At 62.9% G+C, this 25,323-nt stretch carries 26 protein-coding genes and 1 tRNA gene; 13 read left to right on the top strand and 14 right to left on the bottom strand.

What is annotated here, in order from left to right:
* Positions 1-389 precede the first annotated feature (389 nt).
* Positions 390-2,261 carry a sigma-54-dependent Fis family transcriptional regulator gene (locus tag K7I12_RS15735; protein WP_051907351.1) on the top strand — a complete coding sequence of 624 codons (1,872 nt, stop codon included), beginning with the start codon at positions 390-392 and terminating at the stop codon, positions 2,259-2,261.
* A 99-nt stretch (positions 2,262-2,360) separates the two neighbouring features.
* Here K7I12_RS15735 and K7I12_RS15730 read toward each other — a convergent pair whose 3' ends face one another.
* Together K7I12_RS15730 and K7I12_RS15725 are read right to left on the bottom strand one after the other, a co-directional pair.
* Positions 2,361-2,519, bottom strand: coding sequence for a YqaE/Pmp3 family membrane protein (locus K7I12_RS15730; RefSeq protein ID WP_035575124.1), 159 nt, complete (start codon positions 2,517-2,519; stop codon positions 2,361-2,363).
* A gap of 103 nt (positions 2,520-2,622) precedes the next feature.
* Complete coding sequence (locus tag K7I12_RS15725; protein ID WP_084173317.1) at positions 2,623-2,880, bottom strand: hypothetical protein; 258 nt, start codon at positions 2,878-2,880, stop codon at positions 2,623-2,625.
* A gap of 375 nt (positions 2,881-3,255) precedes the next feature.
* On the opposite strand from K7I12_RS15725, the gene K7I12_RS15720 reads away from it, so the two are divergent.
* The 7 genes from K7I12_RS15720 to putP all read left to right on the top strand — a co-directional run bounded on the left by K7I12_RS15720 (position 3,256) and on the right by putP (position 10,823).
* Entirely contained in the window at positions 3,256-3,666 is a 411-nt protein-coding gene (locus K7I12_RS15720; protein ID WP_031382813.1) for a CBS domain-containing protein, read from the top strand.
* A gap of 272 nt (positions 3,667-3,938) precedes the next feature.
* Positions 3,939-4,014 (top strand) — tRNA-Gly (locus K7I12_RS15715).
* A 211-nt stretch (positions 4,015-4,225) separates the two neighbouring features.
* A complete protein-coding gene (locus K7I12_RS15710) occupies positions 4,226-4,456 on the top strand; it encodes a hypothetical protein (RefSeq protein ID WP_231664640.1) in 231 nt (76 codons plus the stop codon).
* Between the two features lies 1 nt (position 4,457).
* Complete coding sequence (locus K7I12_RS15705) at positions 4,458-4,835, top strand: hypothetical protein (protein ID WP_269438707.1); 378 nt, start codon at positions 4,458-4,460, stop codon at positions 4,833-4,835.
* A gap of 132 nt (positions 4,836-4,967) precedes the next feature.
* The gene (locus tag K7I12_RS15700; RefSeq protein ID WP_231664639.1) at positions 4,968-5,777 is read left to right on the top strand and encodes a helix-turn-helix domain-containing protein; all 810 of its coding nucleotides are present in this window, start codon (positions 4,968-4,970) and stop codon (positions 5,775-5,777) included.
* A 204-nt stretch (positions 5,778-5,981) separates the two neighbouring features.
* A complete protein-coding gene (gene putA / locus K7I12_RS15695) occupies positions 5,982-9,170 on the top strand; it encodes a bifunctional proline dehydrogenase/L-glutamate gamma-semialdehyde dehydrogenase PutA (protein WP_031382809.1) in 3,189 nt (1,062 codons plus the stop codon).
* Between the two features lie 162 nt (positions 9,171-9,332).
* Positions 9,333-10,823: a sodium/proline symporter PutP gene (putP, locus tag K7I12_RS15690; RefSeq protein WP_031382808.1), complete on the top strand. Its 1,491-nt coding sequence runs from the start codon at positions 9,333-9,335 to the stop codon at positions 10,821-10,823.
* Positions 10,824-10,875: 52 nt separating this feature from the next.
* Here the strand turns inward: putP and K7I12_RS15685 are convergent, their stop codons facing one another.
* Positions 10,876-11,154, bottom strand: coding sequence for a cyd operon YbgE family protein (locus K7I12_RS15685; RefSeq protein ID WP_051907350.1), 279 nt, complete (start codon positions 11,152-11,154; stop codon positions 10,876-10,878).
* A gap of 256 nt (positions 11,155-11,410) precedes the next feature.
* Here K7I12_RS15685 and K7I12_RS15680 point away from each other — a divergent pair, with 256 nt between their 5' ends.
* Positions 11,411-11,992 carry an OmpW/AlkL family protein gene (locus K7I12_RS15680; protein ID WP_031382806.1) on the top strand — a complete coding sequence of 194 codons (582 nt, stop codon included), beginning with the start codon at positions 11,411-11,413 and terminating at the stop codon, positions 11,990-11,992.
* A gap of 229 nt (positions 11,993-12,221) precedes the next feature.
* Here the strand turns inward: K7I12_RS15680 and K7I12_RS15675 are convergent, their stop codons facing one another.
* Genes K7I12_RS15675 through K7I12_RS15660 form a run of 4 tightly spaced genes read right to left on the bottom strand, consistent with a single transcriptional unit; the run spans position 12,222 to position 14,819 of the window.
* A complete protein-coding gene (locus K7I12_RS15675) occupies positions 12,222-12,548 on the bottom strand; it encodes a YqcC family protein (RefSeq protein WP_031382805.1) in 327 nt (108 codons plus the stop codon).
* Positions 12,549-12,599: 51 nt separating this feature from the next.
* Positions 12,600-13,355 carry an amino acid ABC transporter ATP-binding protein gene (locus K7I12_RS15670; protein ID WP_031382804.1) on the bottom strand — a complete coding sequence of 252 codons (756 nt, stop codon included), beginning with the start codon at positions 13,353-13,355 and terminating at the stop codon, positions 12,600-12,602.
* Complete coding sequence (locus K7I12_RS15665; protein WP_031382803.1) at positions 13,352-14,026, bottom strand: amino acid ABC transporter permease; 675 nt, start codon at positions 14,024-14,026, stop codon at positions 13,352-13,354. The genes K7I12_RS15670 and K7I12_RS15665 overlap by 4 nt, the downstream gene beginning before the upstream one ends.
* Positions 14,027-14,042: 16 nt before the next feature.
* The gene (locus K7I12_RS15660; RefSeq protein ID WP_031382802.1) at positions 14,043-14,819 is read right to left on the bottom strand and encodes an amino acid ABC transporter substrate-binding protein; all 777 of its coding nucleotides are present in this window, start codon (positions 14,817-14,819) and stop codon (positions 14,043-14,045) included.
* A 319-nt stretch (positions 14,820-15,138) separates the two neighbouring features.
* Between K7I12_RS15660 and K7I12_RS15655 the strand changes: the two genes are divergently transcribed.
* The 4 genes from K7I12_RS15655 (at position 15,139) to K7I12_RS15640 (ending at position 18,192) form a co-directional block, all read left to right on the top strand.
* The gene (locus K7I12_RS15655; protein ID WP_031382801.1) at positions 15,139-16,164 is read left to right on the top strand and encodes a DUF3549 family protein; all 1,026 of its coding nucleotides are present in this window, start codon (positions 15,139-15,141) and stop codon (positions 16,162-16,164) included.
* 55 nt (positions 16,165-16,219) lie between these two features.
* Entirely contained in the window at positions 16,220-16,657 is a 438-nt protein-coding gene (locus tag K7I12_RS15650; protein ID WP_031382800.1) for an ATP-dependent zinc protease family protein, read from the top strand.
* Between the two features lie 49 nt (positions 16,658-16,706).
* Positions 16,707-17,615 carry a 30S ribosomal protein S6--L-glutamate ligase gene (rimK, locus tag K7I12_RS15645; RefSeq protein ID WP_031382799.1) on the top strand — a complete coding sequence of 303 codons (909 nt, stop codon included), beginning with the start codon at positions 16,707-16,709 and terminating at the stop codon, positions 17,613-17,615.
* 130 nt (positions 17,616-17,745) lie between these two features.
* Entirely contained in the window at positions 17,746-18,192 is a 447-nt protein-coding gene (locus K7I12_RS15640) for a hypothetical protein (RefSeq protein ID WP_031382798.1), read from the top strand.
* A 33-nt stretch (positions 18,193-18,225) separates the two neighbouring features.
* Here K7I12_RS15640 and K7I12_RS15635 read toward each other — a convergent pair whose 3' ends face one another.
* From K7I12_RS15635 to K7I12_RS15605, 7 genes are all read right to left on the bottom strand, one after another.
* Positions 18,226-18,900, bottom strand: a complete 675-nt coding sequence (locus K7I12_RS15635) for a SanA/YdcF family protein (RefSeq protein WP_051907348.1) — start codon at positions 18,898-18,900, stop codon at positions 18,226-18,228.
* Positions 18,901-18,977: 77 nt separating this feature from the next.
* Positions 18,978-19,544 (bottom strand): putative Fe-S cluster assembly protein SufT, encoded by a 567-nt coding sequence (gene sufT, locus K7I12_RS15630; protein ID WP_031382796.1) that lies wholly within the window; start codon positions 19,542-19,544, stop codon positions 18,978-18,980.
* Positions 19,545-19,563: 19 nt separating this feature from the next.
* Complete coding sequence (locus K7I12_RS15625; RefSeq protein ID WP_031382795.1) at positions 19,564-20,805, bottom strand: cysteine desulfurase; 1,242 nt, start codon at positions 20,803-20,805, stop codon at positions 19,564-19,566.
* On the bottom strand, positions 20,789-22,174 hold the full coding sequence (gene sufD / locus K7I12_RS15620; protein WP_051907589.1) for a Fe-S cluster assembly protein SufD: 1,386 nt from the start codon (positions 22,172-22,174) through the stop codon (positions 20,789-20,791). Before sufD ends, K7I12_RS15625 begins: the two co-directional genes overlap by 17 nt.
* A gap of 11 nt (positions 22,175-22,185) precedes the next feature.
* On the bottom strand, positions 22,186-22,938 hold the full coding sequence (sufC, locus tag K7I12_RS15615; protein ID WP_031382793.1) for a Fe-S cluster assembly ATPase SufC: 753 nt from the start codon (positions 22,936-22,938) through the stop codon (positions 22,186-22,188).
* A gap of 93 nt (positions 22,939-23,031) precedes the next feature.
* Positions 23,032-24,474: a Fe-S cluster assembly protein SufB gene (gene sufB / locus K7I12_RS15610; RefSeq protein ID WP_031382792.1), complete on the bottom strand. Its 1,443-nt coding sequence runs from the start codon at positions 24,472-24,474 to the stop codon at positions 23,032-23,034.
* Between the two features lie 54 nt (positions 24,475-24,528).
* Positions 24,529-24,996: an SUF system Fe-S cluster assembly regulator gene (locus tag K7I12_RS15605; protein ID WP_031382791.1), complete on the bottom strand. Its 468-nt coding sequence runs from the start codon at positions 24,994-24,996 to the stop codon at positions 24,529-24,531.
* Positions 24,997-25,323: the final 327 nt, after the last annotated feature.

Here is a 25,323-nt window from a genome sequence, read left to right as displayed (position 1 = left end):
AGGCGGTCGGCATGGTACATTTCGTCATGGCGGTTGATGCGGTTGATTCTTGTGTAGGAGCTTGAATTATAACCGATTTTCAGCCGCTTTTTTCATGTCTGATGAAATATCCGGGCTAGAGACATGGGTGAGGCGATCCTTTTTCATGTTCGCAAATTCTTCATGTTCATAAGCGAACGCCATGCCAATTTCCTCCCGAAGCCTTCACCTTTCTTAAAAACCATATTCAAGCACCTGTTCTATAAATTAAAAATTCTCACCCTACCTTGGTATAAGCGTATTTGTGGACAACTCGGCTAGGCTAGATTGAACACACCCTGTACAGTTTATGAACACGTGTTCGTGCACATAAATGTTCGAAAGCGAAAAAACAAGATAGGGGAACTGCCATGCAAGAGGATGCCAAGCACCGGCAACGTGCCCACATCGCGCGCGCCGGATATCGTCTGGATGACATGGGCGCCCCGACTGGCGGCCGCCAGCCTGACCGATATTCGGCAGACGATCTCGAGCAGCGGCGTACCCTGGCCCGCCCCCTGCTGGAGTTACTGGACGAGGATCTTGTACCCGAAGTCGGCGCCATGCTGCGGCATTGGCAGTGCGTGCTGGTGCTGGCCGATCGGGACGCCGTGATTCTGGCCCATTGGGGCGACTCGCGGGCCATGCTTCCGAGTCATGAAGATTGGCTGCTGCCCGGTGCGCAGTGGGGGGAGGCGCAGATCGGCTGCAACGCCATCGGCACCTGCCTCGCCGAAGACGATGCTCTGGACGTGATCGGTCGCGAACATACCTGCGACGCCCTGCATCACCTAGCCGGTCATGCGGTGCCGGTCCGTAACTGGCGCGGGGAGGTCGACGCCTGCCTGGCGTTGCTCAGCGACCCCTACCGCAACCGCTCGTCGCGCTACAGCGGTCTGCTACAGGTCCTGGCGATGCGAATCGAGAATGGCCGGCTGATCGCCCACTACCGCCATCGCCATTTTCGGCTGACGTTCAGCGCCAACCGCGACGATATCGACGGCCCACGTTCCGGGCTGCTGATTCTCGACGAACAGGGCCAACCGGTGAATGGCAACTCACGGGCCTGCTGGCTACTGAAGCTCGAGCGCGAAGCGCTGACGGGAACCACCATCGAAACGCTCTTCGACACGAGCTGGTCGGCACTGGTGGCGCACGGCAATGCGCTGATGCCCCTGCGCGTCGCCGGGCGCTATCACTGCTACGGCCAGCTCGCCGCCCCGGATCGCCTGGTTGATGCCAAGGGTGCTTCCACGCCCTCGCCACTGTCGGCTCTCGATCTGGGCGACCCGCGCCTGCGTCAGGCGATCCTCCTCGCCGAGCGCCTCGGTGATCGCGGCATCGCCATGCTGCTCTATGGCGAAACCGGCACCGGCAAGGAAGTCTTCGTCAAGGCACTGCACGCTGCTAGCCGGCGCGCCGACAAACCGCTCATCGCCATCAACTGTGCGGCCATTCCCGACGCGCTGGTCGAAGCCGAACTGTTCGGCTATGTGCGCGGGGCCTTTACCGGCGCCGACCCACGCGGCAATCCGGGGCGCTTGCGCGAGGCACATGGCGGCCGACTGTTCCTTGATGAGATCGGCGATATGCCACTGCCGGTTCAGGCCCGCCTGTTGAGGGCGCTGCAGGAACGCAAGGTCACGCCGCTGGGCGGCAGCACCGCCCACCCGGTGGATATCGAAGTCATCGCTGCCACCCATCGTCCACTGGCCGACGAGGTAGCCAGCGGGCGCTTTCGCGCCGACCTGTACTACCGGCTGTGCGGAGTCGAGTTGAGTCTGCCGCCCTTGCGCGAACGCCAGGACATTCCCGCCCTGGTGCAGGTCCTACTTGCCCGGCTGATGCGTGAACTCGACCTCGAGGCAACGCAGAGTCTACCGCCTCGGGCATCGCCCGCATTGCTGGATTGGCTGTGCCGGCAGCGCTGGCCGGGCAACATTCGCGAGCTGGAGAATGTCCTGCGTGTCGCGCTGGCAATCAGCGACGGACCTCTAATCGATCTCCAGCATCTACCCGCCAATGCATGCGCCCCGGACGCCTACGTCGCGCGGGTGCCGTCCACCGTGCCGGCCATGCCGGCCAACCGGCCGGTATCGGCGCCGCCTGCTTTCGGCGGTCTGCGGGAGCGTCTGGCTGCTCATCGCGGCAACCTCTCGGCGTTGGCACGGGAATTGGGCATAAGCCGCACCACGCTCTATAAGCGCCTGCGCGAACAGACCGGCGTCAATGCTCTCGGTTGATGGTGTCTTGGCGGGGCCCGGCGAAGCCGCCGGGTTTGCCTCGTACCATGAAAAAGCCTCCTGCGGGGAGGAGGCTCGATGGTGTCTTGGCGAATACGCTCAGCGCCGGGCGATGATCCATATCGCATGAATGATCCCGGGAATGTAGCCGAGAATCGTCAGCAGGATGTTGAGCCAGAACTGTAGCCCCAGACCGACTTGCAGGAAGACCCCGAGCGGGGGCAGCAGGATTGCCAGAATGATGCGGATCACGTCCATATGCGTCTCCTCTAGATACGCTGAGTGTCGTTCCTTGGACGAACGCGCGCTGAGCGTCGCGAACCTCATTGTTCATATGGGCCCGACGGCCGGGCGCTTCAAGTCATGACTTGTCTGAAGTTTCGTCATCCTCTCGCCGGTGCGCCGCATGATCGTACTTCTGCGCGATCCGTTCGGCATCGTCGGCGAGTTGCGCATGGTGGCGCTCCCAATCCTCCCAGTCATGAGGCGTGCCGCTGCGCGGGCGCTGGCTTCCGGCATGACGTGCACGCTGCCAGGCCCGTTCCTCCAGGGTATTGGGGCGTTCCTCCTCACGCTCGAGCGCGATGCCCCGCCTGGCGAGATAGTCTCTTGCGTTCATGGCACCTCCTTGCAGCGTAACCGGTCGCCCAGGGCGACCAAGATAACATATAGGCTATTTATGACAGTTGCTTATATGACCGCCCCGCTGCTGTTCGCGTTCATCGCCAGCCAGGAGCGGAGCCAATCGCTTGGCAGACCACGAACCAGCCGGAATATCGGTGGCGTGCCCCCCAGGATAGCAGTTGCGCATGATCCCCAGGTACTCGCGGAGCAGCCCATCATCCTCCTTGAGCTGGGCTATGCTGAAACCGCAAGTGCAACGGACGTCGTTTCGTGGCGCTTTTGATCGCACCGCAGGAAACGCGGGCCGGGCAATCCCGGTCGGACAGGGTCGGGTCCAGCAGGGTTATCAGTCCTTCGAGGAGACAAGCACATGACCGACAAGGCGCCCATGACGGTACGCGACATCATGTCCCGCGACTGTTACCGAGTCACCGCTGACACATCGGTGGCGACGCTCGTGGCCGGCCTGGCCCTGCACCGACTGCCGGGCGCGCCGGTCGTCGACGAACGCGATCACCTGATCGGTTTCATTTCCGAACATGACGTGATGGCCAAGCTGTTCGAGAGCGTCTATCTCAGCGACGAGCCGGCACCGGTACGCGAGCTGATGCGCCATGAGGTGCTCACGGTCACGCCCAACAAGAGCGTGACCGACCTTGCCCAGGAGATGCAGGGACAAAAGCCCAAGGTCTACCCGGTGGTCGAACAGGAGCGCCTGGTCGGCATCGTCACGCGACGCGACGTGGTCGGCGCCATCCTGCAGATGCGCAGCACCCATTAAGCCCGAGTCATGTGGACGCGAGACCGTTGCAACGACACCTAAAAAACCGCCGCATCGAGGATGCGGCGGCCAATAGATCGAATGCAGCAAGCAAAGACGCAATTTTTCGGCGACTGCCAAAAAGTTGCGGTTGATTCTGAGACCACGGCTTGCCGACATCGATCCATGGAAATCGACATTTATTTACCCCGAGTCTCATGATGGGCGATCAACGAACAGCGAATGCTTGCCTTGCCAGCAAGCCCGGCGATTCATTATCATCAGGGCATCGAGCGGGTATAGCTCAGTTGGTAGAGCATCAGCTTCCCAAGCTGAGGGTCGAGGGTTCGAATCCCTTTGCCCGCTCCATCTTTCTTCTTGAAAGACGCCCAGAGCCCCGGACTGGAACGCCAGTTGGCGGAAGGCCGTCCCATGATCGCCCTGTCCCTCCATCTCGTTTTTGCAACCACTGATACCGTGCTGCCGGCCTCTGCGGCCATTGCCCTGGATGATTAACGCGCCGGCAGTAATCCGTTAAGCTACCCGTCGCTGGATACACGATGCCGAAAAGGCACAAGCCATGAAAGACAGTTTGCGCACCCTGGTCGTTGCCGCCTCGACCGCCACCACCCGCCTGGCCCGGCGCCGTTACGCCGCGGGCAACGTCGACGACGTGCGCTGGGTGCCGATTGCCGAATCGCCGTACTCCACTACTCGCCCTGTCAGGACCCGGGCGATCTGCTCGGTGCGCTTCGCTCATCAGCAGCTACAGGACCGTGCCATGTCCGACTCGCTCGGCCTGGTCAAGTAACATGAGCGTGACGCTCTTTCTGTTGATATTCGTCGTCTCGATGACGGTCATCGGCGCCACGATCGCGATGATGATGCTGTCCCGTACACCTCGCTATCGCACCGAGCCGCAGCATCTGCTGCAGCTGTTCGACCGTGTGCTCGGTGGCGAAGCCTCGACGAACGAATGGCATACGGTGATCGGCTATCCGGTTCGTCACGACCAGTATCTCGAGAGCGTACGCCGCAGCGCGATGCGGATCATGGACGAATATGGCCGCCTCTCGCAGGCCGCGACCGGCGGTTCGCTGCTGTCCCGCGCCGGGCGCGAGGAACTGACCATGCTGCGTGACCATCTCGCCGCCCACATGGCCCTCGATGAAGGCCAACGCGAATTCTAGCCGCCGGCGTCGGCCGAAGCTGCCAACTGGTCGATCGGTGGAGCCGAGAGGGGCGACGAAGAGCCCCGGCACTATCGCCATGGCGGCGGTGACGGCATACAATGGCTGGCATTGGCGTCACGAGGTAACGACATGTCCAGCGCCATTCGTCTTACGCCGCTCGACAATACCATCAAGCATCACGCTCACGACTTCCACCAGATCGTGATCGGTCTCGACGGCCATGCCGATTTCGAGATCGAGGGGCTTGGCGGGCGCATCGCCGCGCTATCCGGCTGCATCGTTCCCGCCAACCACCTGCATTATTACGAAGGCATCGGCACCAACCGCCAGCTGATTTTCGACCTGCCCGACGATGCGCCGGCGCTGACCGGCAGCCACCGCGGGCATGCCCGGCTGTTCGATGCGCCGCGCTTCTTCGCGCTCGATGCGCCGCTGCGCGTCTACCTGCGCTTTCTGGTCCGCGAGCTCACTCAGCCACAGCCGGCCCCCGGCGACCTGCTCGCCGCGACCTTCCTCGGCTGCCTCAATGCGCGCATGCCGGATAACGCTTCTCAACGCTCCCGGCGCATCGATCTGGCGGCCATCGACGCCTACATCGGGCAGAACATCGAGCGCCGCCTGAGCGTCACCGATCTTGCCCGTCACGCCTGTCTGAGCGCCGCGCATTTCAGCGAGCTGTTTCGCGAGCAGACCGGGGTAACGCCCTATCAATACCTGCTGCGTCAACGCCTGACGGCCGCCCGGCAGTTGCTTGCCGATTCGCCGTTGCCACTCGGCGAGATTGCCGCGCGGACCGGTTTTGCCAGCCAGAGCGCGCTTTCCCACGCCTTTCGCCGCGTTTATGGGCACCCCCCCGGGCATCTACGCCGCCGGCCATCGCTGGCACACGAGACACCGAGTAGCCCGCATCATCGTCTAAAACTTTCGTCGCACGGCTGATCCCATATCGGCCAGCTCCCGACTTTTTAACAAAAGTCACCGCGAAATTGGCAAGACGCGGCGTCTTCCCCCACCCTAAATTCAGCACATACCGGGTTGCCTCTCGGACCCCGCTGTTTCACCCGGGGTCGTGGCGTTCGTGTGCCTTCATGGATGATGGCCACGCCAGCGCCCGAGTCACATCGCCATTAACGGGGTCTTCATATGCTCGATGCCAAGACCATGCTGGACAGCCAGACCTGGCAACAGGACCTGGACACCTTGCTCACGCGCCTGAGCGAGCATTATATCGTCGACGAGAACGCCTTCATGGCCGAGCTCGTCGCCGTTCTGCAGGCCGACGAGAACGACTTCGCCCGAATCGGCGACAAGACCGCCGAGCTGGTGCGTGAAGTCCGCGAGATGGATACCGCCGTGGATTCCATCGATGAGTTGCTGCAGCAGTACAGTCTCGACACCCATGAAGGGCTGATGCTGATGTGTCTTGCCGAGGCCATGCTGCGCATTCCCGACAAGGCCACCGCCGATGCGCTGATCGAGGATAAGCTGGGCCCCGCCGACTGGAAGGCCTACGTCGGCCAGAGCGAGTCGTGGTTCGTCAATGCCTCGACCTGGGGCCTTCTGATGACCGGCCGCGTCATCCAGCTCGACAAGCCGCGCGACGGCAAGCCGGCCAGTTTCATCAACAAGCTGGTCAACCGCATGGGCGAGCCGGTGATCCGCAGCGCCATGTACCAGGCGATGAAGATCATGGGCCGCCAGTTCGTGCTCGGGCGCAGCGTCGACGAGGCCCTGAAGCGCTCGCAGCCGCTGTTCGAAAAGGGCTACACCTACTCCTACGACATGCTCGGCGAAGCTGCGCGGACCCGCACGGATGCCGGACGCTACTTCGACGATTACGCCAATGCCATCAAGCGCGTCGGCGAGGTCAGCCGCAAGCTCAGCGACAAGACCCCCGCGCCGTCGATCTCGATCAAGCTTTCCGCGCTGCATCCGCGTTACGAGTTCGGCCATCGCCAGCAGATCCTGGTCGAGCTGGTCGACAGCGTGAAGCAGCTCGTCGCCATGGCTCGCCAGCGCCATGTGGCGATCACCATCGACGCCGAGGAAGTCGACCGCCTGGAACTTTCGCTGGAAGTCTTCCGCGCCGTCTACGCGAGCGAGGAGTGCCGCGGCTGGGGGCACTTCGGGCTGGTCGTCCAGGCCTACGCCAAGCGCGCCCTGCCGGTGCTGCATTACATCAACCGCCTTGCCGACCTGCAGGGCGACGAGATTCCGCTACGCCTGGTCAAGGGCGCCTACTGGGATACCGAGATCAAGGAGTCCCAGCAGCTCGGCGTCGACGGCTACCCGGTATTCACCCGCAAGGCGAACACCGACGTCGGCTATCTGGTCTGCGTGCACTTCCTGCTTTCGGAAAACACCCGTGGGCGGATCTTCCCGCAGTTCGCCACCCACAACGCACACACCATCAGCACCATCCTCGAACTGGCCAACGCCACCGATCGCCCGTTCGAGTTCCAGCGTCTGCACGGCATGGGCGAGGCGCTCTATGACGCCGCCCTCAAGCGCGCGCCCGCCGGCACCTACTGCCGCATCTATGCGCCGGTAGGGGCGCACAAGGACCTGCTCCCCTACCTGGTACGCCGGCTGCTCGAAAATGGCGCCAACTCGTCGTTCGTGCACCAACTGGTCGACCCGCGCGTGCCGGTCGAGTCGCTGTGCGTACACCCGGTCGAGACGCTCGGTCAGTACGAGTGCTACGCCAACCCCAGGATTCCGCTGCCGCGCGCTATCTATGGCACGCGCAAGAACTCCAAGGGCGTCAACCTGAATATCCGCAGCCACTACCAGCCGCTGGTCGACGCCATGGCCCAGCACATGGATCAGGAACACCACGTCAAGCCGTTGCTGGGCTTCGATGTCGACGACGACCCCGAGCAGCGCCAGGAAGTTCGCAACCCTTACGATACGCGCAAGCTTATAGGTAGCGTGCAGTGGACGACCCGCGAACAGGCCGAACGAGCCGTGGAGATCGCCTGGCAGGCCTTCCCGCGTTGGGATGCCACCCCGGTCGAGGAGCGTGCACAGATCCTCGAGCGTTTCGCCGACCTGATGGAAGAGCACCTCGCCGAACTGATGACGCTATGCTCCCGCGAGGGCGGCAAGCTGCTCACCGACGGCGTCGACGAGATCCGCGAAGCGGTGGATTTCTGCCGCTATTACGCCAGCCGCGCCCGCGAGCTGTTCGCCGAACCGACCCAGCTGCCCGGCCCGACCGGCGAATCCAATCAACTGATGATGGCCGGCAAGGGTGTGTTCGCGACGATCAGCCCGTGGAACTTTCCGGTGGCGATCTTCTGCGGCCAGATGGTCGCCGCCGCAGTGGCCGGCAACAGCGTGCTCGCCAAACCCGCCGAGCAGACTTCGCTGGTCGCCCACCGGGTCGTCGAACTGCTCCATGAAGCGGGCATGCCCCGCGACGTCGTGCAGTTGTTGCCCGGCGATGGCCCCACCGTGGGCAGCGTGCTGAGCTCCGATCCGCGCATCACCGGCATTGCCTTCACCGGCGGCACCGACACCGCCCAGATCATCAACCGCTCGCTGGCCGCCCGCGAAGGCGCCCCGCTGGCCACGCTGATCGCCGAAACCGGCGGTCTCAACGCGATGATCGTCGATTCTACCGCGCTGCCCGAACAGGTCGTCGCCGACGTCGTCCGCTCGTCTTTCCAGAGCGCCGGCCAGCGCTGCAGCGCGCTGAGGGTGCTCTATCTGCAGGAGGACGTCGCCGATCGGGTGATCGAGATCCTCACGGGCGCGATGGCCGAGCTCAGCGTCGGCGACCCCCGCGACCTGGGCACCGATGTCGGCCCGGTGATCGACGACGAGGCGCGCCAGGGCCTGCTCGCGCACATCGCGCAGCTCACGGGCGAAGGCCGGCTGATCGCCGAGACCTCGCTCGACCCGGCGCATACCGCCCACGGCAACTTCGTCGCCCCCACCGCTTTCGAGATCGACGGCATCGGCGCGCTGGAGCGCGAGCAGTTCGGGCCGATCCTGCACATCGTGCGTTACAAGGCCGACGAAATCGATCGCGTGATCGAGACCATCAACGCCAAGCAATATGGCCTGACCTTTGGCGTGCATAGCCGCAACGAATCGTTCGCCAAGACCATTGCGCAGAGAATCCGTGTGGGCAATGTCTATGTAAACCGTAATATCATTGGCGCCGTCGTCGGTGTCCAACCCTTCGGTGGCCAGGGCCTTTCGGGGACCGGGCCCAAGGCCGGTGGGCCCAACTACCTGTTGCGCTTCGCCACCGAAAAAGCGCTGACCATCAATACCGCCGCCCTGGGCGGCAACGCGTCACTACTCGCGCTGGGCGATGAATGACCGGGGCCGAGTAATCTGCCCGGCGGGTGCCAGCACTCGCCGGGCGATGCTCGGCCTCGCCTTCATCGCCTGGTTTCGTGAATAGAAAAGAGAGTTACAAAAACAATGCGCGCCACTACCGGATTCTGCTCGGTAACCGCGCTAATGAACTGGAGAAGCTTCATGGCTATTGGTGTCTGGATTAGTCTATTCATCTATTTTGCGTTGATGATCGCCATCGGCGTTTATGCAATGCGCAAATCCACGTCTTCGTCTGAAGACTACGTGCTGGGCGGGCGGGGCCTCAGCCCAAAGGTAGCGGCCTTGTCAGCCGGGGCTTCGGACATGAGTGGCTGGTTGCTGCTGGGGCTGCCCGGGGCGCTCTTCGTTTCCGGTCTGGCCTCTGCGTGGATTGGCATAGGCCTGTTCGTCGGGGCTTTCGTCAACTGGATTCTTGTCGCCCCCCGGCTCCGCGAGCAGACCGTGCATTACGGTAATGCCTTGACGATTCCGTCCTTTCTGGCAAACCGCTTCCCCACCCGGTCCATGTCACTGCGTACCGTCTCAGCCATCGTCATTGTCGTGTTCTTCGCGGTGTATACGGCATCCGGCCTGGTTGCAGGCGGCAAGCTGTTTGAAAGCGCGTTCGGGGGAATCATCAGTATCGGGGGCATGAGCGATTACGCGGTCGGCATCATCATCACCTTGGGCGTCGTGCTGGTCTATACGGTGGTCGGCGGCTTCCTGGCGGTAAGCATGACGGACTTCGTGCAGGGTTGCATCATGGTGGTGGCCCTGGTGATCATGCCACTCGTCGTACTCTTTGGCGAAGGTGGCGGCGGCTTTGCCCAGGCGACCCAGACTCTGGGAGAGGTCGATCCCACGCTGCTTTCATGGACGGAGGGACTGACCTTCATCGGCTGGCTGTCGGCGGTCACCTGGGGCCTGGGCTATTTTGGCCAACCCCACATCATCGTGCGCTTCATGGCAATTCGCAGCCTGAAAGAGGTACCGATTGCGCGCAATATCGGCATGACCTGGATGGGTGTTGCACTCATCGGCGCCATATCTCTGGGCATCTTCGGTCGAGCTTACGCGGTACGCAACGGTTTGAATGTCGAGGATCCGGAAACCATCTTCATCATCTTGTCCGAATTGCTGTTCAATCCGTTTATTACCGGCTTCCTCTATGCGGCTTTGCTGGCCGCGATCATGAGCACCATCTCCAGTCAACTGCTGGTGTCCTCGTCTTCCCTTACCGAAGACTTCTATCGGTTGTTTCTGCGCAAGGAGGCCAGTGAACGCGAATCCGTGACTGTCGGCCGTGTTTGCGTCGTGCTGGTTGGCCTGGTCGCGGCGATCATTGCCTCCGATCCCGAGTCCAATGTTCTGGCTCTGGTGAGTAACGCCTGGGCCGGCTTCGGTGCGGCATTCGGCCCGCTGATCATCCTGTCGCTGATGTGGTCGCGCACCAATGGTGCGGGCGCCATTGCCGGCATGGTCGTAGGCGCTGCCACTGTCATCGTCTGGATTTCACTGGGCTGGAATTCAGAATTCATGGGCGGTCCGGGTGTCTATGAAATCATCCCCGGTTTCATCGCCTCCTTGATTGCGATCCTGGTAGTGAGCAGTGCCACGGCCGATGCAGGTGAATACCAGCATATCGATCGCTAAAGGCGCGCAGCACTCTCACAAGCGATGCAAGGGCTCCGTATGGAGCCCTTTTTTAGAGTCGCAACAGCAGCAGCACGCCGAACAGCCCCAGCACCAACCAACACCAGGGCGGCCCCAGCCAGCGCCGCAACGGGCCGGGGCGCACGGTGAGACCGACCCCATGGGCGAAGCCGGCGCCCAGCGCCCAAACCCCGAGCAGCCAGAGCGGCAGGCGCCAGATAAGCGTCAGACCACTGATGATCTCGGGACGCAACAGCAGCAGCAATGCCATTGCCGAGGCCAGCACTAGCGCCAATAGTCGGGTTCCCTGTCGATAGCTTGCCGCGAGCATCTCTCGCTCCTTGATCGTTGACCTGACTTCAGTAAAGCGGCTCACCGCGACAAGCGCCACGAAGTCGCATTCTTGATGTCCGATCGTAACAGGCCATACACTCCTTTAGTCTAATAACAAAATTTTACGTGACATAAGCGAACAGTGTTTCCTATACTGCCAGCACAGTATGAAAACACTGTTTCATAAACCCGGCGATAGCCGGAGCAAACAGACAGTGGATGTTGTCATCCCGCTTATCAGCAAGGAGCCACACATGACCAAGATGAAACTGCTTTCCGCTTCTATCGTCGCCGGCAGCCTGATCGTTGCCTCACAGACATCGTTCGCCTATGAAGCTGGCGACATCCTGCTGCGCGGCGGCATTGCCGAGAACAATGCCACCGGCGACGGCATCGATATCAGCGACGACAGCGCCTTCGTCGGCAGCGTCGGCTACATGATCCAGGACAAGGTCGGCGTGACCCTGGGCGGCAGCGACAAGTTCGAGCGCAGCCTGTCCGGTCAGGGTGTCAATGGCGAAGTCGACAGCCAGCTGATCGATCTGATGGTCGAGTACTACCCGCTCGGCGGCCTCGATTCGCGCATCCAGCCCTACGCGGGCGTGGGCGCCAACTACACGCGCTTCTCGGGCGAGAGCGCCGGCCTCAGCGTCGACAACACCTGGTCACCCAAGGGCGAAGTGGGCGTCGACCTGGTGGTTACCGACTATCTGTCGTTCAATGGCTTCGCGTCCTATGCCGACGTCGATGCGGACTACAACGCTGCAGGCGGTGCCAGCGGCGAGCTGGATAGCGATCCGGTCATCGTCGGCGGTGGCGTAACCCTGAACTTCTAAGCCACGCCTGCCAACCACCTGGTAACGACGACGCCGGGCTTTATGCCCGGCGTTCTTATGGCCAATCCTTTTATCCCGCTGCTGCAGCGCCCTGTTTCAATGCTCGCCCCGCCGATCGAGTCGCATCAACGCGGTGACAGCCGCGATGACCCCAGCGCCATCTCACCGATACGTGCCGCTACGTGAGCGACGTTCATGTCCCTTCCGTAAGCGAAGTCACAGGCCATGCTCAGGCCTTTGTAACGATCCGGTCCACTTCGGCGATCGCCGCCACCACCACCGCGCGGTCGCTGGGCTTGCTGTTCTGCAGATAGGCCTCGGCGGCCGGGGCCACCTCGCAGCTGGCCGGTAGTGGCCCTTGCGCATCCACCAGGGCCTGGAGGCGCGCAATGAAGACGTAGCGCAGCCATTGCGCCAAGTCCATGGTATCGACGCAGAATGGCTGGACGCTATCGAAAGCCCGAGGATCGGGACACGCGGTATTCCACAGATCGACACTGCGCAGCGCCGATTCGAGTCCGCTGAGCGCCTGGTCGAGTTGCTGATGAGCGGTCATTGCGGCTCCGTCATTGCAAAACGTCATTATCGCGCGAGCCGCCAGGCAGTCTCAAGGCTCGCCCAGCGCCTGGCCGGCCAGCACCTTGCGCAGGAAGTTGCGGGTACGTTCGTCACGCGGCGCGGAGAACACCTCGGCAGGCGGACCCTGCTCGACGATCCGTCCGCCGTCCATGAAGATCACCCGATCGGCGACGTCGCGGGCGAAGCCCATTTCATGCGTCACCACCAGCATGGTCTGGCGCTCGTCGGCAAGCTGCTTCATCAACCCCAGGACCTCTTCGACCCACTCCGGGTCCAGCGAGGAAGTCGGCTCGTCGAACAGGATGACCTCCGCCTGCGCGGCCATCGCCCGGCCAATACCCACGCGCTGCTGCTGGCCGCCCGACAGCGACGCGGGATAGGCATCCGCCTTGTCGGCCAGACCGATGCGCGCGAGGATTTCGCGAGCGCGACGGTGAGCGCGCGGCTTCGGCCAGCTGTTGATCACGATCAGCCCTTCGGCGATGTTCTCCAAGGCCGTCTTGTTGGCGAACAGGGCATAGTTCTGGAAGACGAAGGCCGTGCGCCGGCGCAGCTCGAGAATCTCCTGCTTGCGCGCCTGCGTGGCCTCGACCGTCAGATCGCCGACCGTAACCTGCCCGGCCTCGGGCCGTTCGAGGAAGTTCACGCAGCGCAGCAACGTCGACTTGCCGGTACCCGAGGGGCCGATCACGACGATGATCTCGCCCCGCTCGATGATCAGGTCGATGCCATCGAGCACCGTGCTGTCGCCGAAGCGCTTGGTCAGTCCCTTGAGTTCGATCATCGCCGGTAGGCCTTGTTGAGTCGGGTTTCAAGTCGCCGCTGCAGCCAGGCCAGCAATTCGACGATCGCCCAGTAGAATATCGCCACGGTGATGAACGCCTCGAAGTAGAGAAAGCTGCCGGCCGCTTCCTTCTGGGTAGCGCCCATCAGCTCGGTGACGCCGAGCGTGAAGGCCAGCGACGTCGCCTTGATCATGTCGATGAAGTAGTTCATCAGCGTCGGGACCGCGACCCGCGTGGCCTGGGGCAGCACGATCCGCCGCATCAACTGCAGGCTGGTCATGCCAATCGACAATGCCGCTTCGGTCTGACTGCGATCGACGCCGACGATGGCGGCACGAATCGATTCCGCCATGTACGCCGAAAAATGCAGCGTCAGGCCGAGGATCGTCGCCGTGACGCCGTTGATCTGGGTCAGCGCGCTGAACAGCTGCGGCAGGCCGTAATAGAACAGGAACAGCTGCACCAGCAGTGGCGTACCGCGAAAGAACGAGATGAACAACAGCGTCACGGCATTGAGCCCGGGCACGCGCAACACCCGTATCACCGCCAGCACGGCGGCCAGGGCGAGCCCCAGCACCATGCCGGCGGTCGCCATCTCCAGGGTCAGCGGCAGGTAGCCGAGCAGAATCGGCACCAGCCCCAGCATGTAGTCGAAATCCAGGACGCCCATTCAGTAAGCCCGACGCTTAACGCTGAGTGATGTCGGTGCCGAACCAGCGCTGGGAGATTTCCTCCAGAGTGCCGTTGTCGCGCAGTGTCTCCAGCGCCTTGTCGAAGCGATCGCGCAGCGCGCGTCCCTGCTCGGTATCGCGGAACGGCAGCGCGTTGCGGATTTCCGAGAACGGCTTGCCGGCAAGCTCCAGCGGCAGCGGTTTTTCCTTGATCACCTGCGAGGCGCTTACGCGATCCATGACAAAGGCGTCGACTCGACCCAGCGCGGTGTCCTGTTCGATGTTGCTCTCGTAGGTGCGAATGTCGATTTCGTCGGCGTAGGGCAGTTCGCGCAACAACTGCTCATAGTTCGAGCCCAGGTTGACCGCCACCGTCTTGCCGCGCAGGTCTTCGACGCCTTCGATGGTATCGTTGCCCTTGCGGGTCACGACCTGGGCGCCATCATAGACGTAGGGCTCGGTGAAGGCGTACTTGGCCTGGCGCTCGTCGGTGATGGTGATCTGGTTGGCGATGGTGTCGATGCGCCCCGACTCGAGCATGCCGAACAGCCCCGAGAAGTTGGCGGTGACGAACTCGATATCCGCCTCCATCTGCTCGCCCAACGCATTCATGACGTCGACCTCGAAGCCCTTGAGCTGGTCCTGCTCGACGAAGGTGAACGGAAAATAGCCGCCCGACATCCCCACCTTGAAACTACCGCCACCTTTCTCCTGCGCCATGTCCTGCGCCGTGGCTCCCAAGGAAGCCGTCAAAAGAGTGCCCATTGCCAGGGTCGCTATCAATCGCCGCATGATGACTCTCCGTGGTTGTTCGCTGCTTCATTGCTGGATAAGAATAAACGAGCACCTCGTTTATTCGATTTGGTTACATAGCTTAGTGACTTGAACCGCCTTTGACCAATAGGCACTCACTATTTGCAGATGCCATGGGCGGCGAGTCGATACACAGTTTTCCTGAAATAGCCTGTGGATAATCATTGGAAAAGCCGGCCCTGCGGTCGTGGCGTCTGACACGCCACGAACTGATCAAAAACTGACCGCTCAACGAATCATCGAGGTAGAAAGGCCGACGGCGACGCGCTACAGTTCGCGGCTCAACCGTGAGGACGTCATGTCACCGATACACACGCTTTGCGACTTCTTCGCCCGTAGCGGTGCACAGGCCCGCTTCTATACCCTGGGCCGCCAGGTCGTCGGCTGCCCCGAGGCTACGCTCGCCGCTTTCGAAGCGGGCGATCAGCCTTGGCCGCTGCCGTGGCTGGGCCGCGCCCAATTGGCCTGTGTGTTTCGCCTGGGCGATGCCGACGATCCGCTGATCTGGTTTTTGTCGCTGCCGCTGGACGAACAGGGCCTGCTCGACCCGGCACCGCGCGACGCTTTCCTGCAACGCCTGCTGGAAACGCTGGGTCGCTCGGCCAACCGGCTGCAGGATGACGATCGGCACATCGACAACCTGATGCAGGACAACCCGCTGGCCTTTACCCCGGACATCACTCAGCGCGCAATGCTGCATGCCCGCGCCAGTGCCGACCTGGGACGCCCCGCCAGCGAGCATTTCGAGCTCGTCGAGGACTACCTGCTCGCTGCTGCCGAGCCCGAGCAGTGGCCGGCGCTGGGCCTGCAGGGACTGGCGGATTTCAGTGTACGCCATGACCACGTCCAGGCCGGTAGACTGGCAGCCCGGTTGCATGCCCTGCCAGTCGACGTGCTACGCCCGCTGAGCCACTGCCTGGAACACGTCGAGCCCAGCGCGGATTTGCTCCAGGCACTGATCGCCCGCGGCGAGGCTGCGGCGCACGAAGGCGATATCGAAACGTTCAGTGCCTGCGTGCGCAGTGTCGGTCAAGGCGCGACCGACCTCGTCGGTCCTTGGTACGATGCCTTGCTCGCCGACAGCGCCGCCTGCGGGGCGGATCTGCTCGCGGCGATCGCCGCGCGCGGCTGGACGCATCTCGAACACGCCCAGCGATTGCCGCTGTTTCTCGACGCCCTGGCCCGCCATAGCCCGGGAGGCTTTACCAGCGTGGTCCGCGATCTGGCGTTGCTGCCCCGTCTGCGGTTACCGTTGCTGATGTACCTGCGTCAGACTTCTCCGCAATCGCCGGTCGGCCGATGCCTGCAGCCACTCACGCATTGAGCCGAGTGCCGATCCGCCTGTACCGACCCGTCCGTATCGAACAACAGGAGCGCCGATGAAAGCATTGCCCTACCAAGCGAAGGCGGTGATCGGCCGTCGCGAAATGGTGACCCTGCCGGAAATCGGCCTGACCCTGTGCTGCAAGGCCGATACCGGAGCACGCACTTCGTCCCTGCATGCCGAAGACATCGAGACTTTCGAGGAGCATGGCCATCTATGGGTCAGCTTCGTGACCCGCGGCAGCGGCGTAGAGAGCCCGGCACACTCGGTCCGGATGCATCTTCACGACCGGCGCAAGGTGACCAGTTCCAACGGTCAGGCCGAATGGCGCTACATCATCCGTACCCCGATGCAGCTTGGCGAACTCGACTATCCTGTCGAGCTTTCGCTGAGCGATCGTCGTAACATGCGCCACCCCATGCTGCTGGGGCGTCGTGCCATGCGCCGTCTGCTGGTCGCGCCGGGTACGGCTTTCCTGCATGGCGAACCCTGAGCGACTGCGTCACGCCATTTACCCGCTTACGTCTCGTCCGGAGAACACCATGCACATCGCCCTGTTGTCGCGTAACCGCAATCTGTACTCCACTCGCCGACTGGTCGAAGCGGGCCAGAACCGCGGCCACAGCGTGCGCGTGGTCGACACGCTGCGTTGTTACATGAACATCGCCTCGCATCGCCCCTCGATCCATTACAAAGGGGCCGAGCTCGAGCCCTTCGACGCGGTGATTCCGCGCATCGGCGCGTCGGTGACCTTCTATGGCTGCGCCGTATTGCGTCAGTTCGAGATGATGAGCACCTATGTGCTCAACGACAACGTTTCCATCACTCGTTCACGCGACAAGCTGCGCTCGTTGCAGCTGCTTTCGCGCAAGGGCCTGGGACTACCGATCACCGGCTTCGCCCATTCGCCCGACGACATTCCTGATTTGATCACCATGGTCAAGGGCGCGCCGCTGGTCATCAAGTTGCTGGAAGGCACCCAGGGGATCGGCGTGGTGCTGGCCGAAACCAACCAGGCCGCCGAAAGCGTGATCCAGGCCTTCATGGGCATGAAGGCCAACATCATGGTCCAGGAATACATCAAGGAGGCGCGAGGAGCCGACATCCGCTGCTTGGTGATCGGTGACAAGGTCGTCGCGTCGATGAAGCGCCAGGCCGCGGAAGGCGAATTCCGCTCCAACCTGCATCGTGGCGGCAGCGCCAGCGTGATCCGCATCACGCCTGAAGAGCGCTCGACGGCGATCCGCGCCGCCAAGGCGATGGGCCTGCGCGTCGCCGGCGTCGACCTGCTACGTTCCAATCATGGCCCGGTGATCATGGAGGTCAACTCCTCGCCGGGGCTGCAGGGCATCGAGAGCGCCACCGGACGCGACATCGCCGGATTGATCATCGAGCATCTGGAAAAGCATGCCGTCACGCCACGCAAGGCGCCGCCCAAGCCCAAGGGTTAAGTATCGCGCCTCGCCGCCGATAACCCTGGACGACGCCATTTCGATGGAAACACAGTATTTCTTGCCGGCAGGGGTAGCAAAACACTGTTTCCAGCCGCACAATCTGCGTCACCGGAGGAGGTGACCGCTCATGTTTCTCGATAATCGCCAAGTGGCGATGGACAACGTACTGGAAGCGCTGGCCGACAGCCTCGACTATTTCCAGGACAATCTCGAACGCTTGCGCCCATCGCTGCGCGATGCGCTCAAGCCGCATTTCGAGGAACGCGGCGAAGCGATGCGCGACCTTCAGGCGCTCGCCAAGCAGCACCTCGACATTCTGCCCCGCGACGCCGATGTCGAGCGCGACGACTATCTATGGCTGTGGAGCCGGCTGAAGAGCTTCGTCGGCGACGACAGTCAGGTACTGGTCGGCGAGCTGCTCGAGCAGGAACGGGTGGTCATGCAGTCGTTGTCGACCCTCTACACGCACCCTCTGCCCGACCCCATCGAGCCGGTCATCGAACGCTGCTGGAAGGGCTGCCGCGCGCTGATCCGTGAACTTTACAAGCTGCACAAGCCCAAACAGCGCCGTTAAGCGCCGTCGGGCGTCACCTCCACAGTAATGCGATCACCCCGCCGGCGCTATCTGCAGCGGTTCGCGCGGTCCCAGGAAATAGGGTTCGCGCTGCCAGATGTAGAGATCGCCCAGCGTTGCCACCCGCGCCAGCCATTCACGCACGCGCAACCGCCACTCCCCCGCTGCCCGCCGTGTCGGTGCCGCGCAACCGGTCGCCTCGATGCCCAGGGCGTCGGCAATGAACAGCGCCCGCGGCAGATGCCAGTCCTGGGTGATCAACAGCGCCTGGTCGACGGCGAAGATCTCGCGCGCACGAACCAGGGTGTCGAAGGTGCTGAAGCCGGCATAATCGAGCGTCATGTCGCTATCGCGCACATTGACCTTGCGCAAGTCGCGCCACATGGTGACCGGTTCGTTGTAATAGCGGGTGCGATTGTCGCCGGACAGCAGCAGATGCTGGACACGCTGCATGCGCAGCAGGCGCGCAGCGGCATCGAGCCGCGCCGCGTAATGCGGATTGCGCCCTCCGCCACGGGTCCAATAGGACGTGCCGAAGACGATGCCGACCGGTGCCGCTCGGCACAGCAGCAGATCGTCCTCGATGCGCCCCTGGGTGCGCGACAGCAACCACCAGTTGGCCGCCAGAACGACCCCGACGGCCAACACGAAGAGGGCGGCAGTCGCCGCTGCCGCCCGCTTCAACCATGTTCTGCGCCTTGCCGCCATCGCCTAGCAACTCTCCTGGCATTGCCGGGTCGCGCCATAGCGCTGGCGGTACGCCGAGAGGCCAACCCGCGCAGGCATCAGAACAGACCCAGTTCGAGGCGGGCTTCCTCGGTCATCATCTCCCGACTCCAGGGTGGATCGAAGACGATATCGATATGCACCCGGGAAATCGGTTGCGCACCGAGGATCTTGCGCCGGGCATCCTCGGCGATCACATCACCCATGCCGCAACCGGGGGCGGTGAGCGTCATGCGCACGGTCACCACCCGCTCGCCGCTCAGCAGGTGTTCGATGCGGCACCCGTAGACCAATCCCAGATCGACGATATTGACCGGGATCTCGGGGTCGTAGCAGGTCCGCAACTGCTCCCAGACGAAACGCTCGAGCGTCTCGTCGTCGGCATCCTCGGGCAGCGTCGGCCGGGGCAGGGCCTCCAGGCCGAGCGCATCGAGATCGCTGCCCTCGATCAGGAACATCCGGCCTTCAAAGCCGATGCTGACCGTGCTGCCCTTGGCCTGCATGATCGAGACGACCGCATCCTCGCTCAGCGTGACGCTCTTGCCGAAGGGAATCGAGATCGCCTCGACATCGCGTTGCAGAGGCATCTGCTGCCCCTTGTAGAGAAGACTTTCCAGTGGCTGCATTACGGCTCCGTTGCCGAATCTATCGCACCATCTCGACGGCACGCGCGAGCGCCGCGACGAAGATATCGATCTCCTCGGACGTGTTGTAGGCGGCGAATGACGCCCGGCAGGTCGCCGTCACGCCGAAGTGCTGCAACAGCGGTTGAGCGCAGTGATTGCCGGTGCGAATGGCCACCCCCAACTGATCGATCAGCAGCGCGATGTCCTGAGCGTGCGCACCGTCGACGACAAACGATACCACGCCGGCCTTGTGCGGTGCGGTGCCCAGCAGGCGCAGACCGGGAATGGCGGCGAGCTGCTCATTGGCATGCGCCAGCAGACGCTGCTCCCAGGCGCCGATCAGCGACACGCCGATCTGCTCGACCCACTCGAGCGCTCGGCCCAGCGCGATCACATCGGCGATCGCCGGGGTGCCCGCCTCGAACTTGTGGGGTATCGCGGCGTATGTGCTGCCGGCCTCGAAGCTCACCGTGTCGATCATCTCGCCGCCGCCCTGCCAGGGCGGCATGGCTTCGAGCAGCTCGGCCTTGCCATAGAGCGCGCCGACCCCGGTCGGACCGTAGACCTTGTGGCCGGAAAAGGCATAGAAGTCGGCATCGAGCGCGACCACGTCAATCGGCTCGTGGGGTGCCGCCTGGGCGCCGTCGACCAGAATCAGCGCATCATGCGCGTGGGCGATGCGTGCCATCTCGGTAACTGGATTGATCGTGCCGATGGCGTTGGAAACGTGGTTGACCGCCACCAGCCGAGTGCGCGCGCTGAACAGCTCGCGGTAGGCGTCCATGTCGAGCACGCCGCGCTCGTCGATGGGAATCACCTTGATGGTAAATCCCAGCTCGGCGGCCAGCAGCTGCCACGGCACGATATTGGAGTGATGCTCGAGACGCGAGACCAACACTTCGTCGCCCGGCCTGAGATTGCGCCGCCCCCAGCTATTGGCGACCAGGTTGATCGCCTCGGTGGTGCCGCGGGTGAAGACGATCTCGCGCGACTCGCGGGCACCCAGGAAATCGCGCACCGTGGCCCGCGTCGCTTCGAACGCGGCGGTCGCCTCGTCGGCCAGTGTATGCAGGCCGCGATGGATGTTGGCGTTATAGTGCCGGTAATAGTGATCGAGCGTCTCGATCACCGGGATCGGCGTCTGGCTGGTCGCGGCGTTGTCGAGATAGACCAGCGGCTTGCCGTGGACCTGCCGATCGAGAATCGGAAAGTCGCGACGCACCTTCGCTACATCCAGGGTCAACTCAGCCATCACGGTCATGCTCGTCGTCCTCCTGCGCATGGCTGCCCTGCTCGAGTGCCGCAAGTTCGACCAGGCCGGTGAGGTTGAAGCGCTCGGGAAGCTTGCCGGCCACCGCCCGTTCGACCCGCTCGGCGACGGCATCGAGGGTCACCCGATCCATCACTTCGCCGGCGAACGCCAGGGTCAGCAAGCCGCGTGCGGTCTGCTCGTCGAGCCCGCGGGTGCGCAACGCGAACACCGCCTCCTCGTCGAGCTGGCCAGTGGTCGCGCCGTGGGAGCACTTGACGTCGTCGGCGTAGATCTCGAGCTCGGGCTTGGTGTCGATTTCGGCGCGATCGGAAAGCAGCAGATTGGCATTGCTCTGATCCGCCTCGATCTTCTGACTGTCGCGCTTGACGATGACCTTGCCGTTGAACACGCCCCGCGCACGATCGTCGAGAATTCCCTTGTAGTTCTCGTTGGAGACCGTGTGCGGCGCATTGTGATTGACCAGCGTGTGGTTATCGATGTGCTGGCGCCCCTGGGCGTAGAACAGGCCGTAGAAATGGGCCTCGGCGCCTTCGGCGTTCAGTTCGCTGACCAGATCGTTGCGCACCAGCGCCCCGCCCAGGTTGACGTTGAACGAGGTGAAACGGCTGTCGCGCCCCTGGTCCACCTGCAGGCTGGTAATCAGCGAATCGCCCAGCGGCGCTTCCTGCAGCGTGTAATGAGTGAGGATCGCGCCCCGCTCGAGCAGCGCCTCGGCCACCACGTTGGTGAAGTTGGCGGCATCCGCTTCACCGGCGAAATGCTCGATCACCGTGGCCTCGCTGCGTGCGCCGGCCTGGATCAGCACCCGCGGGTGGCTCATCACCGGCGCTGCATTGGCGCGCGACAGGAACTGCACGACGATCGGCGTCTCGACCGCCACGCCCGGCGCCAGGCGGATCACCGCGCCCTCCTCGGAAAACGCCGTGTTCAAGGCGGCAAACGGCGAGAAGTCGACGCCGGTCAGACGCCCCAGCACGCCCCCCACGGCCTCGTGGTTGTCGCTCAGCGCCTGGGACAACGGCTCCACCGTGACGCCGGCGGGCAACGCGGCGAGATCCGAAAGTTGGGCGGAAAACAGCCCGTCGACGAAGGTCAGCCGGATCGCCGAGGCCAGCGGCAGGGTCAATGCCGCCGCCTGGCCCGGCGAGAAGTCGGCGTTGTCGGCCAGGGCGAAACGGCCCTGACTGATGCGCCGCACATCGGTGTACTTCCACCGCTCGTCGCGCTTGGTGGGGAACCCCAACGCCTTGAAACGCGCGGCGCCGGCCTGACGTCGCGCGGCGATCCAGGTCGGCTCGGCGTCACGCGTCTCGTCCCGCGCCCGTAGCCGCTCGAGAAAGCCTTGCTCTTCACTCAAACTGCGCTCGCTCATGCTGCGGACTCCTCCACGACCCATTCGTAGCCGCGCGATTCGAGTTCCAGGGCCAGGTTCTTGTCGCCGGACTTGACGATGCGACCGCCGACCAGCACATGCACCTTGTCGGGGATGATGTAATCGAGCAGGCGCTGATAGTGGGTGACCATCAGAATCGCCCGATCGGCATTGCGTAACGAGTTGACGCCATCGGCGACGATCTTCATGGCGTCGATGTCGAGCCCCGAGTCGATCTCGTCGAGCATCGCCAGCTTGGGCTCGAGGATCAGCATCTGCAGGATCTCGTTACGCTTTTTCTCGCCGCCCGAAAAACCTTCGTTGACGGCGCGCTGCAGGAAGCTCGAGTCCATCTTCATGAACGCCAGCTTCTCCTTGACCAGTTTCATGAATTCCGGCGCCGGGATCTCGCTCTCCCCGCGCGCCTCGCGGCTTGCATTGAGCGCCGCCTTGAGCAGGTAGATGTTCTTGACCCCCGGAATCTCGACCGGGTACTGGAAGCCCATCAGCAGGCCGGCCTGGGCCCGCTCTTCGATCTCCATGTCGAGCACGTCGCGACCTTCGAAGGTGATCGTGCCCGCGGTGACTTCGTAGCCTTGCTTGCCGGCGATCACCGCCGACAGCGTCGACTTGCCGGCGCCGTTAGGGCCCATGATCGCGTGGACCTCGCCGGGAAGAATCGTCAGCGAGAGCCCCTTGAGGATTTTCGAGCCTTCCACGCAGACGTGCAGATCTTTGACTTCGAGCATGTGTTGCCACCTTGAATCTGGATTCGAGCCGCCTCGACGACCCCGATAAACTAGTACGCCACTTGGCGCGTCATGACCGAGCGCAATAGCGCCTTAACCGACGGCGCCCTCGAGGGTCACGTTCAACAGCGCCTCGGCCTCGACCGCGAACTCCATCGGCAACTCCTGGAAGACGTCCTTGCAGAAGCCGTTGACGATCATGTTGACCGCGTCCTCCTCGGAGATGCCGCGCTGGCGGCAGTAGAACAGCTGGTCTTCGCCGATCTTCGAGGTCGTCGCTTCGTGCTCGACGGTGGCCGTGCTGTTGCCGATCTCCTGATAGGGGAAAGTATGCGCACCGCAGCGATCGCCGATCAGCAGCGAATCGCACTGCGTGAAATTGCGCGCGCCCCGCGCTCGCGGACCGATCTTGACCAGCCCGCGATAGGCCTGATCGCTGCGCCCGGCGGCGATCCCCTTGGAGACGATCGTCGATTTGGTGTTCTCGCCGATATGGATCATCTTGGTGCCGGTATCGGCCTGCTGACGGCCATTGGTGACGGCCACCGAGTAGAACTCGCCGACACTGTCCTTGCCGCGCAGCATGCACGACGGGTATTTCCAGGTGATCGCCGAGCCGGTCTCGACCTGCGTCCACGACACCTTGGAACGATCGCCGCGGCAATCGGCACGCTTGGTGACGAAGTTGTAGATGCCGCCCTTGCCGTCCTCGTCGCCGGGATACCAGTTCTGTACCGTCGAGTACTTGATGTAGGCGTCTTCCAGGGCCACCAGCTCGACCACCGCGGCGTGCAGCTGGTTCTCGTCGCGCTGCGGCGCCGTGCAACCCTCGAGATAGGAGACCTGCGCCTGCTTGTCGCAGACGATCAGCGTGCGCTCGAACTGGCCGGTATTGGCGGCGTTGATGCGGAAGTAGGTCGACAACTCCATCGGGCAGGTCACGCCTTCCGGCACGTAGACGAACGAGCCGTCGGTGAATACCGCCGAATTGAGCGCCGCGAAGTAGTTGTCGCCCTGCGGCACCACGCTACCCAGGTAGTGCTTGACCAGTTCGGGGTAGTCACGGATCGCCTCGGAGATCGAACAGAAGATCACCCCCGCTTCGGCGAGCTTGTCCTTGAAGGTGGTGGTCACCGACACCGAGTCGAACACCGCATCCACCGCCACGCCGGCCAACGCCGCACGTTCGTGCAGGGGAATGCCCAGTTTCTCGTAGGTCTCGAGCAACTTGGGGTCGACTTCGTCGAGGCTCTGCGGTCGGTCCTCGGGTTTCTTGGGCGCGCTGTAGTAGGAAATCGCCTGATAGTCGATCGCCGGGTAACTGAGATGCGCCCAGGAGGGAGCGGTCATCTTCAGCCATTGATGGTAAGCCTCGAGACGCCAGTCGAGCATCCACTGGGGTTCGCCCTTCTTCTGCGAGATGAAAGCGATGACGCTTTCATCCAGGCCGGGCGGAACCGTGTCGCTCTCGATGTCGGTCACGAAACCCTGGGTATACTCGCGACGTACGAGCTGCTCCATTTCCTCTGTAGCCATGGTCTTCCCCTCCGGGCGGTCTGCTTGCGCCCTGTTCAAGCGATGATCGGCGTGTCAGCCCTCGGCCGAAGCCGCTAGCGTCACGCTCTGTATGGGTAGCTGCACGGGTAACTTGATTGGCGTGGTCTGTGCCAGGTGTGCCAAACTGACACTATCGAGCAATGTTTGGACACCCAGCGTCACGCGCTGCCAGTTGTCGGCGACGCTGCAGTTGCCCAGCAACTCGCAATCGCCGTCGATCTGGCTGCATTCGGTCATTGCCACCGGCCCTTCGATGGCGGCGATGATGTCGCGAGCCGATATCTGCGACGGCGAGCGCGCCAGGCGATAACCGCCCTGGACCCCTCGCCGTGAAACCAGCAGACCGGCACGCACCAGCATCTTCAACGTCTTGCTGACAGTCGGATGCGGCAACTTCACTGCTTCAGCAAGCTCCGCAGCGGCATATGCCCGATCGGGGTGGCGCGCTATCTGTGCCATCACCACAGCGGCATAGTCGGTCAGCTTTGACAGCTTCAGCATTGCTGCTCTCCAGCTCGCTCAGCGATTGCGTACCATTTTAGTCCTATATGCGCTGACTGTGAAGACAGGGAGACTATCGGACATTTTCGAACAGTGTATTCGAAAAAAACCAACGTCAGGTTTTGACGTTGGAGCCAGCTTTTCCTAGGCTAGAGGCCGTAACTTGCAGGTTACAAAACATTACCCGCTGAATTGGAAGGCTAATTGTAACTATTCAGCTCATGCCGCCTGATCCTGGTCGTCCTGTCGCATGAAGGTGGGCACCTCGCCGGCAAACAGTTGCTCCAGCGCCGTATGCGCCGCCATGCCTTGCTTGACCGCGGTCGA

The organism is Halomonas sp. IOP_31 (assembly GCF_021151495.1).
Classification (GTDB): Bacteria; Pseudomonadota; Gammaproteobacteria; order Pseudomonadales; family Halomonadaceae; genus Modicisalibacter; species Modicisalibacter zincidurans.
This window is presented reverse-complemented; position numbering and strand designations above follow the sequence as displayed.